Below are 13,855 nucleotides of genomic sequence, written 5' to 3'. Positions count from 1 at the left end.
AGCCTCCCACCCGCTCCAGCCGTCCCACCCGCCCCAGCCACTCTGCGGACATGCTCCCCACCGCCACTCACTCACTCACTCACGCACCCCAGCCACTCCGCGGGCATGCTCCACACCGCCCGCCGCCAAGCGTGTTCCCCGCGCCAGCCGCCAGCCGCCAGCCGCCCACCCCCGTACCCCCAGCGGCGGCAAGCCAAATTCCGGCCCTCCCACTCCCCCGCCCTCGCTAGCTCGCGCCCCCAACCTCCGGACTCCAACGTTCCGTTCACGTCAATTCGCGACGAAGGGTGACGGAGTGCGTGCGTTATGTGATGTGCTGGGGCAAGTAGCTGACAGGTGGAGCACCACTGTTGCCCAGGGGGATCGAGGGAGGGAAGCGGCATGGGGGCGGAATACAGCCGGCGCTGGGAATCGGGGGCCCTCGCGCATGCCGTTTCGGATCCCTTCGGGCAGGGGCCGCTCCCCTGGCTGCGCGGGGGTGAGCACTACTTCGGCGACAGCGGGCAGGTGATCCCCTGGTACGCCGAGCAGCCGGAGTACGGCGACCACGTCGACCACATCGACCAGGCCACCGGGGCCAGGATCCCGCGCCCCCGCAACGCCACCTCCGGCTCCCCCCGCACCGCCGACGACGTACGCCAGCAGATCAAGGGCTTCGTGTCCCCCGGCGCCGCGGCGCCCGGCGAGGCGATCGACTTCCACATCACGGTGGACCCGCCGCAGCAGTTCTCTGTCGACATCTACCGCATCGGCCATTACAGCGGCGACGGCGCGGCCAAGATCACCACCAGCCCGCGGTTGTCCGGCATCGTCCAGCCGCCCCCGCTCACCGCCGACCGCACGGTGTCCTGCCACCACTGGTGGCTCTCCTGGCGGCTCCAGATCCCGACGTACTGGAACATCGGCGCGTACGTCGCCGTGCTCACCACCGCCGACGGCTACCGCTCGCACGTCCCCTTCACGGTCCGCGACGACCACCCCGCCGACCTGCTGCTGCTCATGCCGGACATCACCTGGCAGGCGTACAACCTCTACCCCGAGGACGGCCGCACGGGCGCCAGCCTTTACCACGCGTGGGACAGCATGGGCCGGCTCCTCGGCGAGGAGGACGCGGCGGTCACGGTTTCCTTCGACCGCCCCTACGCGGGCGCGGGCCTGCCCCTGCACGTCGGTCACGCGTACGACTTCATCCGCTGGGCCGAGCGCTACGGCTACGACGTGGCCTACGCCGACGCCAGCGATCTGCACGCGGGCCGCATCGACCCGACCCGCTACCGGGGCCTGGTCTTCCCGGGGCACGACGAGTACTGGTCGGTCCCGATGCGCCGCACCGCCGAGCTGGCCCGCGCCGCAGGCACCTCCCTCGTCTTCCTCTCCGCCAACACCATGTACTGGCAGGTGGAGCTGAGCCCGTCGCCGTCCGGCACCGCCGACCGCCTGCTCACCTGCCACAAACGCCACGGCCCCGGCAAGTCCGCCCTCTGGCGGGAGGCGGACCGTCCCGAGCAGCAGCTGATGGGCATCCAGTACGCCGGGAGAGTCCCCGAGCCGCGCCCCTTGGTCGTGCGGAACGCGGGCCACTGGCTGTGGGAGGCGACCGGCGCCGTCGAGAACGACGAGATCGACGGCCTGGTCGCGGGCGAGGCCGACCGGTACTTCCCACGCACCGCCCTTCCCGAGCACCAGGGCCGCATCCTGCTCGCCCACTCGCCGTACCGCGACGGTGCGGGCACCCGCCGCCACCAGGAGACTTCCCTCTACCGGGCCCCCAGCGGCGCCCTGGTCTTCGCCTCGGGCACCTTCGCCTGGTCCCCGGCCCTGGACCGCCCGGGACACGTCGATCCCCGGGTGCAGCGGGCGACGGCCAATCTGCTCGACCACATCTGCAAACGGGACTGAGAACCGCCCGAAGAGACAGGGCCGGAGCGACGGGGCCGAGGACCCGCCCGGACGGCCGCGGCCCGCATGCGGGAGAATCAGCAACGCTCCTGGATCAACCTACGCGGAGGAACCGTGTCCGGATTCGTAGAAAAGCCCGAGCCACTCCAGCTCCCGGGCCTGACCCACCTCCACACGGGCAAGGTGCGTGACCTCTACCAGAACGAGGCGGGCGACCTCGTGATGGTCGCCAGCGACCGCATCTCCGCGTACGACTGGGTGCTGCCCACGGAGATCCCCGACAAGGGGCGGGTGCTGACCCAGCTCTCCCTCTGGTGGTTCGACCAGCTCGCCGACATCGTCCCCAACCACGTCATCTCCGCGGAGCTACCGCCCGGCGCCCCGGCGGACTGGGCGGGGCGCACTCTCATCTGCAAGTCGCTGAAGATGGTGCCGGTCGAGTGCGTGGCCCGCGGCTACCTCACGGGTTCCGGCCTCGTCGAGTACCGGCAGACCCGCACGGTCTGCGGGCTCGCCCTGCCCGAGGGCCTGGTCGACGGCTCGGAGCTGCCCGCCCCGATCTTCACGCCCGCCACCAAGGCGGCCGTCGGTGACCACGACGAGAACGTGAGTTACGAGGAAGTCGCCCGCCAGGCCGGCGCCGAGACCGCCGCCCAGCTGCGTCAGGCGACCCTCGCCGTCTATGGCCGGGCCCGTGACATCGCCCGTGACCGCGGCATCATCCTCGCCGACACGAAGTTCGAGTTCGGGTTCGAGGGCGAGCAGCTGATCATCGCCGACGAGGTGCTGACGCCGGACTCCTCCCGGTTCTGGCCCGCCGCCACCTGGGAGCCCGGCCACGCGCAGCCGTCGTACGACAAGCAGTACGTCCGCGACTGGCTGACCTCGGACGCCTCCGGCTGGGACCGCAAGGCGGAGCTGCCGCCGCCGGCGCTCCCGCAGGAGGTCGTGGAAGCGACCCGGTCGAAGTACCTGGAGGCGTACGAGCTGCTCACCGGCATCTCCTGGAGCTGAGCAGGGGCCCGAGCGCACGAAGAAGGCCCCGGTCGCGTGGACCGGGGCCTTCTTGCTTCGCTGAGCGGACGACCAGGTTCGAACTGGCGACCTCAACCTTGGCAAGGTTGCGCTCTACCAACTGAGCTACGTCCGCGAGCACCCGAAGGCGCGGAGCTCACTATACCCAACCTCGCTCACGTGCGATGCGCACCGCTGTGTGCCGGTTCTCGGCCCCGATCTTCGACGCGGCCGACGACAGATAGTTGCGTACGGTCCCCGGCGAGAGCGCCGCCCGCTGCGCGATCTCCGCGACGGGCGCCCCGTCCGCTGCCAGTTCCAGCACCTCCGCCTCGCGCGCGGTCAGCGGCGAGTCCCCCGCGGAGATCGCGTCGGCCGCCAACTCCGGGTCCACATAACGGTTTCCGTCCCGCACGCTACGGATCAGCTCGGCCAGCCGCTGCGCGCTGACCGTCTTGGGTACGAATGCCCGCACCCCCGCCGCCAGCGCCCGCTTCAGCTGCCCCGGCCGGCCGTGGCTGGTCACGATCATGCAGCGGCAGTCGGGCAGCTCGACCCGGAGCGCTGTGGCGACACTCACACCGTCGGCGCCGGGCATCCGCAGGTCGAGCACGGCGACGTCGGGCCGGTACGCCATCGCCATCGCCAGCGCCTCGGGCCCGGTGGCCGCCTGCGCGACGACGATCAGATCGTCCTCCAGCGCGAGCAGCGCGGCGAGAGCGCCCCGGATCAGATGCTCGTCGTCGGCGAGCAGAATCCGTACGGGCACAACGCCGGGTACGGGCGGTACGGGCGGTACGGGCCGCTCGGCCGGCCCGGGGGGAGTGGTCATCGCGGCACCTCGCGGTTCAGCGGCGCCTGCGGGCCCGGGGCCACCTCACCGGCGCCGAGCGCCCGCGCGTCCGGCGCCACCTCGCGGACACCCGCCACCCTCTGCTCCAACGGCACCTCCCCGGCCTCCCGCGGATCGCACGCCTCCCGCGGATCGCGCGCTTCTCCGGCCTCCCGCGCTTCTCCGGCCTCCCGCGCCTCTCTGGCCTCCCCCGCCTCCCCCGCCTCCCCGGCCTCCTCCGGATCTCGCGCCTCCCGCACCTCTCCGGCCCCCCGCGCCTCCCGCATTTCCCCAGCCCCCCGAGCCTCCCGCACCTCTCCGGCCCCCCGCCCCAGCGGTACCTCCGCCGTCAGCCGGAAGCGGTCGCCGTCCCGTACGCCCGTGTTCAGCGTGCCGTCCAGCGCCGCCAGTCGCTCCCCGAGCCCTGCGAGCCCCGCGCCCCCGGAGCTGCCCGCAGCTTCGGAGCCGCCCACGCCGCCCAGGCCGCCCAGGCCGCCCGCGTCTCCAGTGCTCGGCGCGCTCTCCGCCCGCACCGCCACCCCGTCGTTCTCCACGATCAGCGTGGCCACTTCGCCCGTCGCCGCCAGCGAGATCACACAGATACTGGCGTCCCCGTGCCGCAGCACATTCGTCGTCGCCTCCCGCACGACCCACCCCAGCGCCGACTGCACGGCCGGCGGCAGGTGCTGCGTGCCTTCGTCGCCGCTCACTCGGCAGTCGATGCCCGCCGCCCTCAACACCCCACGCGCACCTTCCAGTTCGGCCCGTAGATCGGCCTCGCGGTAACCGCGCACCACATCCCTGATCTCGCGCTGCGCCTCCCGCGCGATCCGCTGCACGTCGGCCATCTGGTCCACCGCCTCCGGCTTGCCGCGCCGCGCCAGCTGTACGGCCAGCTCGCTCTTGAGCGCGATCACGGCCAGATTCCGGCCCATGACGTCATGCATGTCCCGCCCGAACCGCAGTCGTTCTTCCGCGACCGCCAGCCGCGCCTGCGCGCCCCGGGCCCGGTCGAGCTCCCAGATCAGCGACAGGAACCAGGCCGTGGGCCGCGCCGCGAGCAGCGCGACGAGCGCCATGATCAGGACCGCCAGCGCGCAACCCACGGCGAGTCCGGTGTCCTCCCCGACCGCGACGATCACCCCGGCGAGGGCCGCCACGAGCGCGACGGTCCAGAGAACGAGCCGTCGGACCGTCGACAGCATGTACACGGACAGGGCGGTGGGCACCAGGGCGAACGGCAGCATCTGGGCCAGGGCCGCCCCGTCACCGATGGCGCCGGACGACTGCAGGGCCACCGCCAGCCCTGTCACACAGGCACCCAGTGCCAGGGAGACGCCCGCCGAGAGGCGGGGAACGGGCGCCGCGTCCAGATAGTGCGCGAGTGCGCGTCGCATCGTGTCCATCGCCACCGCGCACTGGGCCACTCCGAGCACCAACAGGCTCTGCCCGAGGGCGACGGCGCCGGGCTCCCCGTCCAGGGAGACCGTGAGGGGGACGAGGAAGCCGGCCATGAACGACCACGGCAGTACGTACAGCGTCACGCGCATGTACAGGTCCAGCTGCTCGGCCTGGCTCCGCTTGCGCCAGATGCGCCTCATGCCCGCTCCCACACTCGTCCGCACGCTCCCGGCGCTAGCGCCTCGGCTCCCACCGGAAATACCTCTGCACGGCGAATCCTGACAGTACGGTCCACGCCACCGCCGTAGCGACGGCGCCCAGTGCCTCGTAGGCCCCCCGCTGTCCGGTCCAGCCGCCGCGTACCAGCTCCACTATCGGCGACAGCGGCAGCAGCTCACAGATCGAGGCCAGCTTGTCGGGCAGCATCTCCAGCGGCACGACCACTCCGGAGCCGGCCATCGACACCAGCATCATCGGCATGATCGTGAGCTGCGAACCCTCCGCGGACCTCGTGAGGATCGTGGTCGCCGCCGCCAGCGTGCCCGAGAGCACCATGCCGAGCAGGATCCCGACCACCACGAGGAGGGGGTTCTCCGGCATCTCCATGCCGAGGACGGCCGCCCCCGCGACGACCAGCACCGCGCACTGCGCGAGTCCGGCCGCGATCGTGGCGACCGCCGTGCCAGTCAGGATCTCCGCGTCCCCCGGCTCCCCGGTGCGCAGCCGCTTGAGCACCAGCTCATCGCGCCGCACCACATAGACGGTCACCAGCGCCGAGTACACCCCGAAGAGCAGCACGAACGCCACGGCCATCGGCATCACCGCCGACCCCATGGTCAGTCCGGCCTTCTCCAGGTCCATGTCGTCGAAGACCGGACGCATCGCGAAGGTCAGAGCGACCGGCAGCACCAGCGCGGTGAAGAGGACCGCCTTGTGCCGTACGAGCAGGGTCAGTTCGGCCCGGGTCAGCGCGGCCACCCGGCCCGTCGCGGTCGTGCGCACCCGGCTCGACCCGCCCTTCGTGCCCGCCGGATCCATCGTGGTCACTGTGCTCATCGTGCGGCCACCTCTTCGCGCTCCGCCGTTCCGGACGTACCCGTCTTCGCCTCCCGTGCGATGTGCAGGAAGGCCTCCTCCAGCGACGCGGACCGCACATCGAGCCCGCGCAGCTCGACCCCGGAGTCCGAGGCCCAGGCCAGCAGCCCGGTGGCGGTCCGCTGAAGCGTCGCGGTGTGCAGCCGCACCCTGCGGCCGCCCTTCAGTTCGTGTCCTGTGACGCCCAGTTCCCGCAGTGGCGGCAGGTCTCCGAGGTGGTAGGCGTCGGGGAGCTCGAAGGAGATCTGCGCGGGGTACGCGGCCACCACCTCGTCGACGCGGCCCTCGGCGGCGATCCGCCCCTCGTGCATGATCGCCAGCCGGTCGGCGAGCTGCTCCGCCTCCTCCAGGTAGTGCGTGGTGAGCAGGACGGTTGTTCCGTTGTCCCGCAGCTCGCGCACCAACTCCCAGGTGTCGCGCCGCCCTTCGGCGTCCAGGCCGGTCGTCGGCTCGTCCAGGAAGAGCACCTCGGGCCGGCCGATCAGCGCCATCGCCAGGTCGAGCCTGCGCCGCTCACCCCCGGACAGCTGCTTCACCCGTACGCCCGTCCGCCCGCCGAGCCCCACCAGGTCCAGCGCCTCGTCCACGGGCCGTGCGCCGCTGGTGCACCCCGCCCACATGCGCCCCGTCTCGCGCACGGTCAGCTCGGACGGGAAGCCGCCTTCCTGGAGCATCACGCCGATCCGGGGCCGGACCTCGGCGCGTTCGGTGTACGGGTCGTGGCCGAGCACCCGCACCCGGCCCGCGCTCGGCCGGGACAGGCCCTCGACCATTTCCAGGGTGGAGGTCTTGCCCGCGCCGTTGGTGCCGAGCAGCGCGAAGAGCTCACCGCGCGCCACGGAGAAGGAAAGGGAACGTACGGCTGCGAAACCGCCGGCGTAGGTGCGCCCGAGTTCCTCGGCCTCGATCACGTACTCATGGGTGGTCATGTCTCCAGACTTCCGCCCGGTGGCGGTCGGCAGCAGTGCGCGCTGTCATCGGAGCTCATGACAAATGTCATCGGGGCGGGCACACGAAGAAGGCCCCGGTCGCGTGGACCGGGGCCTTCTTGCTTCACTGAGCGGACGACCAGGTTCGAACTGGCGACCTCAACCTTGGCAAGGTTGCGCTCTACCAACTGAGCTACGTCCGCATTGCAACCGGCCCTGAACCTGAGGGCGGTGCGAGCATCATCCTACCGGATCCACCGGAGTGGTCGGTGAGCGATGCAGAGCGGGTGACAGGAATTGCACACTGCGCCTTCCCCCTGGAAGGGGGATGTTCTACTACTGAACTACACCCGCACGCTGCTTGGGGCCCGGCTTTTCGGCCTTGCCCTTCGGCGTGCTCCGAACTCTAGCCGACGTTCAGGGGTGCAATGCAAGTCGGTGCTTCGGCCACTCCCCGGCCGGGCGCCGGACGGCCCTCGGCCGGACCGCTGCCGGGCTCCCGCGCGACCTCGGTCCGTGAGTCGGCCGCGGTCACCGGTCCGGGGACCGCGGCCGACTCACGGACCTCAGACCGATGCCGCGGTGAAGGCCTCGTAGACCTTCTTCGGGATACGTCCGCGGGCCGGCACGTCCATCTGGTGCGAGCGGGCCCAGGCGCGGACCGCCGCCGGATCGGGAGCGACGTCGGTGTGCCGGTAGACCTTGCCGGACCTCGACTGCTTTCGGCCCGCCTCCAGGAACGGCTCCAGGGAGGTGCGCAGTTTCTTTGCATTGGCGGGATTCAGGTCGATCTCGTACGACTTCCCGTCCAGGCCGAACGTGACCGTTTCCGCTGCTTCCCCTCCGTCGATGTCGTCGGAGAGCGTGACCACGACGCGCTGAGCCACGGATATCGGTCCTTTCCTGCGGTAACACCGCGTCTGACGTGCGGCGACACCGGCCATCCGGCGGATTTTCGGCAATGCTGATTTTGTCGCTATTCCTTTGTACAACGACAAGCATTGCATTGTGAAGCCCAGTTAATTTCATCCGCGTGTCCGTGCGCAATCGGGTGCGCTCATTTTTTCCTCGATTTTCCCCCGGGTTGTCGCCGCCGATACCGGAACGTGATCGGAGTCAACCGATATCTACCCGCGTAGATTTTCTGGGCGGGTACGCTGACTGAACCGCCTTACGCACCACACCACCACCGGGAGTGCCCGTGGCACGCGTCGTAGTCGACGTCATGCTCAAGCCCGAGATTCTCGATCCGCAGGGCCAGGCGGTGCAGCGTGCACTGCCCCGGCTTGGCTTCGAGGGAATCGCGGACGTACGTCAGGGAAAGCGCTTCGAGCTGGAGGTCGAGGGGCCGGTCGATGCCGCCGCCCTCGCCCGCATCAATCAGATGGCCGAAACTTTCCTCGCCAACACCGTCATCGAGGACTTCACCGTGAAGGTGGAGGAGTCGAAGTGACCGCTCGCATCGGAGTCGTCACCTTCCCAGGGACGCTCGACGATCGGGACAGCCTGCGCGCCGTCCGGATCGCGGGCGCCGAGCCGGTCTCTCTGTGGCACCGCGACAAGGACCTCAAGCAGGTCGACGCGGTGGTGCTCGCGGGAGGCTTCTCCTACGGCGACTACCTGCGGGCCGGGGCGATTTCGCGCTTCTCGCCGGTGATGGAGACCGTCATCGAGCAGGCGAAGGCCGGTATGCCGGTCCTCGGAATCTGCAACGGTTTCCAGGTGCTGACCGAGTCGCACCTGCTGCCCGGCGCGATGCTTCGCAACAATCACCTGCACTTCATCTGCCGTGATCAGAAGCTGCGGGTGGAAAACGCGAAGACCGCCTGGACCGCCGATTACGCCGCCGGTCAGGAGATCTCCGTACCCCTCAAGAACATCGACGGCCGGTACGTCGCCGACGAGCACACGCTCGACGAGCTGGAGGCCGAGGGCCGGGTCGCCTTCCGCTACCTCGACGGAAACCCGAACGGCTCGCTGCGCGACATCGCCGGCATCAGCAACGCCGCGGGCAATGTCGTCGGCCTGATGCCGCACCCGGAGCACGCCGTGGACCCGCTGGTCGGCACCGGGCGCACCGACGGCCTCGGATTCTTCACCTCGATCCTCAAGAAGCTGGTCAACGCATGAGCCTCGACACGGTCAAGCACGCGACCGAGACCCCGGACGCCGAGCAGCCCTGGGCCGAACTCGGCCTGAAGCAGGACGAGTACGCGCGCATTCGCGAAATCCTTGAGCGCCGTCCGACCGGCGCCGAGCTCGCCATGTACTCCGTGATGTGGTCCGAGCACTGCTCGTACAAGAGCAGCAAGGTCCACCTCAAGCAGTTCAGCGAGAAGGTCCCGCCGAACGACGCGATGCTCGTCGGCATCGGCGAGAACGCCGGCGTGGTGGACATCGGCCAGGGTTACGCCGTCACCTTCAAGGTCGAGTCGCACAACCACCCCTCGTACATCGAGCCCTACCAGGGCGCGGCCACGGGCGTCGGCGGCATTGTCCGCGACATCCTGGCGATGGGCGCCCGCCCGGTCGCCGTCGTGGACCCGCTGCGTTTCGGCGCGGCCGACCACCCCGACACCAGGCGTGTGCTGCCCGGTGTCGTCTCCGGCATCGGCGGCTACGGCAACTGCCTCGGCCTGCCGAACATCGGCGGCGAGGTCGTCTTCGACGAGTGCTACCAGGGCAACCCGCTGGTCAACGCCGGCTGCATCGGCGTCATGAAGCACGAGGACATCCACCTCGCCAAGGCCAGCGGCCCCGGCAACAAGGTGATCCTGTACGGCGCCAGGACCGGCGGCGACGGCATCGGCGGCGTCTCGGTCCTCGCGTCCGAGACCTTCACGGATGCATCAGCGGCCGGCGCCGCGGGCGCGAAGCCCACCAAGCGTCCCGCCGTGCAGGTCGGCGACCCCTTCCAGGAGAAGCTCCTCATCGAGTGCACCCTGGAGATCTTCCGCGAGGACCTCGTGGACGGCATCCAGGACCTCGGCGGCGCGGGTCTGTCCTGCGCCACCTCGGAGCTGGCTTCGGCCGGGTCCGGCGGCATGCGCGTGGAGCTGGACACCGTTCCGCTGCGCGACTCCTCGCTCTCGCCCGAGGAAATCCTCATGAGCGAGTCGCAGGAGCGCATGTGCGCGATCGTGGAGCCCGCCAAGGTCGAGCGCTTTATGGAGATCTGCGAGAAGTGGGACGTCATCGCCACCGTCATCGGTGAGGTCACCGAGGGCACCCAGCTGGAGATCTTCTGGCACGGCGAGCAGATCGTCGACGTACCGCCGCGGTCCGTGGCCCACGAGGGCCCGACGTACCACCGGCCGTACGCCCGCCCGTCCTGGCAGGACGCTCTGCAGGCCGACGACGCCAACAGGCTGGCACGGCCCGCGAATTCGGCCGAGCTGCGCGAGCAGGTCCTCAAGCTGGTCGGCTCACCGAACCAGGCTTCGAAGTCCTGGATCACCGACCAGTACGACCGCTTCGTGCAGGGCAACACGGTGCTCGCCCAGCCCGAGGACGCCGGCATGGTCCGGGTCGACGAGGACACCAACCTCGGTGTCGCCATCGCGACGGACGGCAACGGCCGGTTCGCGAAGCTCGACCCGTACACCGGCGCGCAGCTCGCGCTGGCCGAGTCGTACCGCAATGTCGCCGCGTCCGGCGCCAAGCCGCTCGCCATCTCCGACTGCCTGAACTTCGGCTCCCCCGAGGACCCGGACGTCATGTGGCAGTTCGCCGAGGCGTGTCGTGGACTGGCCGACGGCTGCCAGCAGTTGGGCACCCCGGTGACCGGCGGCAATGTGTCGCTCTACAACCAGACCGGCGAGACCGCCATCCACCCGACACCCGTCGTCGCGGTGCTCGGCGTCATCGACGACGTGACGCGGCGCACCCCGGTCGCCTTCGCGGAAGAGGGCCAGCTCCTCTACCTGCTCGGCGACACCCACGAGGAACTGGGCGGCTCCGCCTGGTCCCAGGTCGTGCACAACCACCTCGGCGGCATGCCGCCCAAGGTCGACCTGGACCGCGAGAAGCTGCTTGGCGAGATCCTGATCTCGGGCTCGCGCGACGGCATGGTCGACGCGGCGCACGACCTGAGCGACGGCGGCCTGATCCAGGCCGTCACCGAGTCCTGCCTGCGGGGCGGGAAGGGGGCGCGGCTGGTCGTGCCGGACGGGCTGGACCCGTTCGTCTTCCTCTTCTCCGAGTCCGCGGGCCGGGCGATCGTGTCCGTGCCGCGCAGCGAGGAGCTCCGGTTCAACGACATGTGCGGGGCGCGTGGCCTGCCGGTCACCCGCATCGGTGTCGTGGACGGCGACGAGGTCGAGGTGCAGGGCGAGTTCAGCATTCCGCTGAGCGAGCTCCGGACGGCGCACGAGGAGACGATCCCGGGCCTGTTCGCCGACACCACCAGCGCCTGACCGTACGAGCGCAGTGCCCCCGCCCGGACCGTTCGGGCGGGGGCACTGTCGTCTCCCCCTTGTGCGGGATTACGTAATTACGTAAAATCGGCCTCATGGAGCTTGAGCAGCGCGTCGCGGAGCTGGAACGACGGATCGTGGCGCTGGAGAGCACGGACGGGGAAGCCGCCGGGAGCACCCCGGCGGTGGGCCTCGGCGACGAATTCTGGGCGCTCGAAGGGCTCAGGGCGCTGCTCGCCGGGGCCGGAGCCACCGACGGCGGTGTGCTGTTCACCGGGGCGGTGCGGCTGCCGACGGGGGAGCGCTACGAGTGGCAGGAGGGCGCGCTCACCGAAGGCGTCCTGGACACCGACTGGGCACCGGCCGCCGAATCCTTCGCCGCGCTCGGGAATCCGGTCCGGCTGCGGCTGCTGCGCGAGATCCTCGCCGGCCGTCGCACCGCGGCCGAGCTGACCGAGCTCGACGAGGTCGGCACGACCGGCCAGATCTACCACCACCTGCGCCAACTGACCGGCGCGGGCTGGCTGCATACGGCCACGCGAGGGCGCTGGGAGGTGCCCGCCGGCCGGGTGGTGCCGCTGCTGGTGATGCTGGCCGCGGCCTCCTGACGACCCCGCAACTCCGATAACCCTGCGATCAAGGGGGAACCGTGACTGCGGCACGTCTGTTCGCGAACCTGTACCGCTGCCTCGCGGTGGCGTTCTTCGCACTCGTCGTCGGAGCGGTATTCGTCGACTACCCGTTCGCCCTCGGGTGGGTGGCGCTGCCCCTGGTCGCGGCGTACGCCGTCACCCTCACCCGGGGCCGCATCGCCCACCGCCGCACAGCGGGCCGGGCCGCGCACCCGGTCGAGGTCGCGCCGCCGGTCACGGGCCGCTGGCCGGCGATCAACAGCCCGGCGGGCAAGACCCCGAGCCACGGCACGCACCAGTACGGCCAGACCTTCGCGATCGACATCGTGGCCGAGCCGGATCCCGGGTCCGGCTCCGCCACCCGCCCCGGCTTCGGTTGGCTCTGGCCGGTCGTCCGGCGGCCCGCCGCGTTCCCCGCCTTCGGTGCCCCGCTGCCGGCGGTGGCCGGGGGGACGGTCGTACGGGCCGCCGACCGTCAGCGTGACCACCTCAGCCGCAACTCGCTTCCGGCGGCGCTCTACCAACCTGTTTGCCGAGGGGGAGATGCGGGCCATGTACGCGCATCTCCAGCAGGGTTCACTGACCGTCGGCCCCGGCGACCGGGTCGAGCGCGGCCAGCTGTTGGCCCGGTGCGGCAACTCCGGCAACACCACCGAGCCCCATCCGCACTTCCAGCTGATGGACGGCCCCGACCCGGACACCTCCCACGGCATCCCGTTCACCTGGACCGGCGTCGGAGTCCCGCGCAACGGCGAGCATTTCACGGTGATCGGCGCCGGTGTCGGATCCAGCAGTTAATGTCGGCTCATGCCTCCGGCCCAGAAGCGCACGCGCCGTTACGACCCCGCGAAGACCCGCGCCGCCGTCCTCGCCCAGATCGACCATGTGCGGGAGGCGTTCCGGGCGCTGACGCCCGAGCAGCTCGCGCTGCCCACCCACCTGGGCGACTGGACGGTCCACGAGCTGGCGGCGCATCTCACCATGGTCGTGGGGACGATCAGCCGCAACATCGAGGGGCCGACCCCACTCAAGCAGGAACTGGCCCTGCTGGAATGGCCGTTCGCGACGGCCGAGCACGCCGGGGACATCTCCGAGGACACCAAGGGCATCGCCGCGTCGGCCCCGGACCCCGGTGCGCTGTCCGCGCTGCTCGACCGCACGGCGGCGCGGGTCGTCGAGCTGCTGGCCGCGACGCCGGACGACCGGCTCGTCGCGGCCCGGCCGGGCGCGATGCGCCTGGACGACTTCCTGGTCAGCCGCACCGTGGAGCTGACCGTCCACACGGACGACCTGAACCGGGCAGCGAGCCTGGCCGTCCCCCTCGACCGCCAGGCGCTGGCGGCCTGCACACGGCTGCTCGCCGACGCGCTCGCGGTGAAGGCACCGGGCGGCTCGGTGGAGGTCCGCATCCCGCCGTTCGCGGTGGTGCAGTGCGTGGAGGGCCCCCGGCACACGCGCGGCACCCCGCCGAACGTGGTCGAGACGGACCCGCTGACGTGGATCCGGCTGGCGACGGGCCGGCTGGGGTGGGCGGAGGCACGGGCCGAGGCGAAGGTCGGCGCGAGCGGAGAGCGGGCGGACCTCGCGCAGCTGCTGCCGCTCCTGGGCTAACGGGCCCGGCCCACGGCGGGCTGCGCC

At 70.9% G+C, this 13,855-nt stretch carries 13 protein-coding genes and 3 tRNA genes; 8 read left to right on the top strand and 8 right to left on the bottom strand.

Annotated elements, in window-relative coordinates:
• Positions 1–381: 381 nt before the first annotated feature.
• Together ACLLJJ_RS16865 and ACLLJJ_RS16860 are read left to right on the top strand one after the other, a co-directional pair.
• Complete coding sequence (locus tag ACLLJJ_RS16865; RefSeq protein WP_434591943.1) at positions 382–1,899, top strand: N,N-dimethylformamidase beta subunit family domain-containing protein; 1,518 nt, start codon at positions 382–384, stop codon at positions 1,897–1,899.
• Positions 1,900–2,013: 114 nt separating this feature from the next.
• The gene (locus tag ACLLJJ_RS16860; RefSeq protein WP_434591941.1) at positions 2,014–2,913 is read left to right on the top strand and encodes a phosphoribosylaminoimidazolesuccinocarboxamide synthase; all 900 of its coding nucleotides are present in this window, start codon (positions 2,014–2,016) and stop codon (positions 2,911–2,913) included.
• A gap of 63 nt (positions 2,914–2,976) precedes the next feature.
• Here the strand turns inward: ACLLJJ_RS16860 and ACLLJJ_RS16855 are convergent.
• The 8 genes from ACLLJJ_RS16855 to ACLLJJ_RS16820 all read right to left on the bottom strand — a co-directional run bounded on the left by ACLLJJ_RS16855 (position 2,977) and on the right by ACLLJJ_RS16820 (position 8,057).
• Positions 2,977–3,049: transfer RNA gene (locus tag ACLLJJ_RS16855), tRNA-Gly, on the bottom strand.
• Positions 3,050–3,073: 24 nt separating this feature from the next.
• On the bottom strand, positions 3,074–3,745 hold the full coding sequence (locus ACLLJJ_RS16850) for a response regulator (RefSeq protein WP_434591938.1): 672 nt from the start codon (positions 3,743–3,745) through the stop codon (positions 3,074–3,076).
• A complete protein-coding gene (locus tag ACLLJJ_RS16845) occupies positions 3,742–5,346 on the bottom strand; it encodes a histidine kinase (protein WP_434591936.1) in 1,605 nt (534 codons plus the stop codon). Before ACLLJJ_RS16845 ends, ACLLJJ_RS16850 begins: the two co-directional genes overlap by 4 nt.
• Positions 5,347–5,380: 34 nt before the next feature.
• Positions 5,381–6,202, bottom strand: coding sequence for an ABC transporter permease (locus ACLLJJ_RS16840; RefSeq protein ID WP_434591934.1), 822 nt, complete (start codon positions 6,200–6,202; stop codon positions 5,381–5,383).
• A complete protein-coding gene (locus tag ACLLJJ_RS16835; protein WP_434591931.1) occupies positions 6,199–7,170 on the bottom strand; it encodes an ABC transporter ATP-binding protein in 972 nt (323 codons plus the stop codon). Before ACLLJJ_RS16835 ends, ACLLJJ_RS16840 begins: the two co-directional genes overlap by 4 nt.
• Before the next feature lie 130 nt (positions 7,171–7,300).
• Positions 7,301–7,373 (bottom strand) — tRNA-Gly (locus tag ACLLJJ_RS16830).
• Positions 7,374–7,452: 79 nt separating this feature from the next.
• Positions 7,453–7,524: transfer RNA gene (locus ACLLJJ_RS16825), tRNA-Gly, on the bottom strand.
• A 212-nt stretch (positions 7,525–7,736) separates the two neighbouring features.
• Positions 7,737–8,057, bottom strand: a complete 321-nt coding sequence (locus ACLLJJ_RS16820; protein ID WP_283519317.1) for a histone-like nucleoid-structuring protein Lsr2 — start codon at positions 8,055–8,057, stop codon at positions 7,737–7,739.
• 314 nt (positions 8,058–8,371) lie between these two features.
• On the opposite strand from ACLLJJ_RS16820, the gene purS reads away from it, so the two are divergent.
• The 6 genes from purS to ACLLJJ_RS16790 all read left to right on the top strand — a co-directional run bounded on the left by purS (position 8,372) and on the right by ACLLJJ_RS16790 (position 13,828).
• Positions 8,372–8,623, top strand: a complete 252-nt coding sequence (gene purS / locus ACLLJJ_RS16815; RefSeq protein ID WP_283519318.1) for a phosphoribosylformylglycinamidine synthase subunit PurS — start codon at positions 8,372–8,374, stop codon at positions 8,621–8,623.
• Positions 8,620–9,300, top strand: a complete 681-nt coding sequence (purQ, locus tag ACLLJJ_RS16810) for a phosphoribosylformylglycinamidine synthase subunit PurQ (protein ID WP_434591926.1) — start codon at positions 8,620–8,622, stop codon at positions 9,298–9,300. Before purS ends, purQ begins: the two co-directional genes overlap by 4 nt.
• Entirely contained in the window at positions 9,297–11,585 is a 2,289-nt protein-coding gene (gene purL, locus ACLLJJ_RS16805; protein WP_434591923.1) for a phosphoribosylformylglycinamidine synthase subunit PurL, read from the top strand. Before purQ ends, purL begins: the two co-directional genes overlap by 4 nt.
• 95 nt (positions 11,586–11,680) lie before the next feature.
• Positions 11,681–12,193 carry an ArsR/SmtB family transcription factor gene (locus tag ACLLJJ_RS16800; protein WP_434591920.1) on the top strand — a complete coding sequence of 171 codons (513 nt, stop codon included), beginning with the start codon at positions 11,681–11,683 and terminating at the stop codon, positions 12,191–12,193.
• Between the two features lie 576 nt (positions 12,194–12,769).
• Positions 12,770–13,015, top strand: coding sequence for a M23 family metallopeptidase (locus tag ACLLJJ_RS16795; RefSeq protein ID WP_434591918.1), 246 nt, complete (start codon positions 12,770–12,772; stop codon positions 13,013–13,015).
• Between the two features lie 9 nt (positions 13,016–13,024).
• Entirely contained in the window at positions 13,025–13,828 is an 804-nt protein-coding gene (locus ACLLJJ_RS16790; protein ID WP_434591915.1) for a sterol carrier family protein, read from the top strand.
• Positions 13,829–13,855: the final 27 nt, after the last annotated feature.

This window comes from Streptomyces sp. A5-4, from assembly GCF_051131715.1.
In the GTDB taxonomy this organism is placed as follows: domain Bacteria; phylum Actinomycetota; class Actinomycetes; order Streptomycetales; family Streptomycetaceae; genus Streptomyces.
This window is presented reverse-complemented; position numbering and strand designations above follow the sequence as displayed.

Excerpts from the sequence above, each read along its gene's own strand:
- ACLLJJ_RS16865 (WP_434591943.1), top strand. The coding sequence starts at position 382 with ATGGGGGCGGAATACAGCCGGCGCTGGGAATCGGGGGCCCTCGCGCAT.
- ACLLJJ_RS16850 (WP_434591938.1), bottom strand. The coding sequence starts at position 3,745 with ATGACCACTCCCCCCGGGCCGGCCGAGCGGCCCGTACCGCCCGTACCG.
- ACLLJJ_RS16845 (WP_434591936.1), bottom strand. The coding sequence starts at position 5,346 with ATGAGGCGCATCTGGCGCAAGCGGAGCCAGGCCGAGCAGCTGGACCTG.
- ACLLJJ_RS16840 (WP_434591934.1), bottom strand. The coding sequence starts at position 6,202 with ATGAGCACAGTGACCACGATGGATCCGGCGGGCACGAAGGGCGGGTCG.
- ACLLJJ_RS16835 (WP_434591931.1), bottom strand. The coding sequence starts at position 7,170 with ATGACCACCCATGAGTACGTGATCGAGGCCGAGGAACTCGGGCGCACC.
- purL (WP_434591923.1), top strand. The coding sequence starts at position 9,297 with ATGAGCCTCGACACGGTCAAGCACGCGACCGAGACCCCGGACGCCGAG.
- ACLLJJ_RS16800 (WP_434591920.1), top strand. The coding sequence starts at position 11,681 with ATGGAGCTTGAGCAGCGCGTCGCGGAGCTGGAACGACGGATCGTGGCG.
- ACLLJJ_RS16795 (WP_434591918.1), top strand. The coding sequence starts at position 12,770 with ATGTACGCGCATCTCCAGCAGGGTTCACTGACCGTCGGCCCCGGCGAC.
- ACLLJJ_RS16790 (WP_434591915.1), top strand. The coding sequence starts at position 13,025 with ATGCCTCCGGCCCAGAAGCGCACGCGCCGTTACGACCCCGCGAAGACC.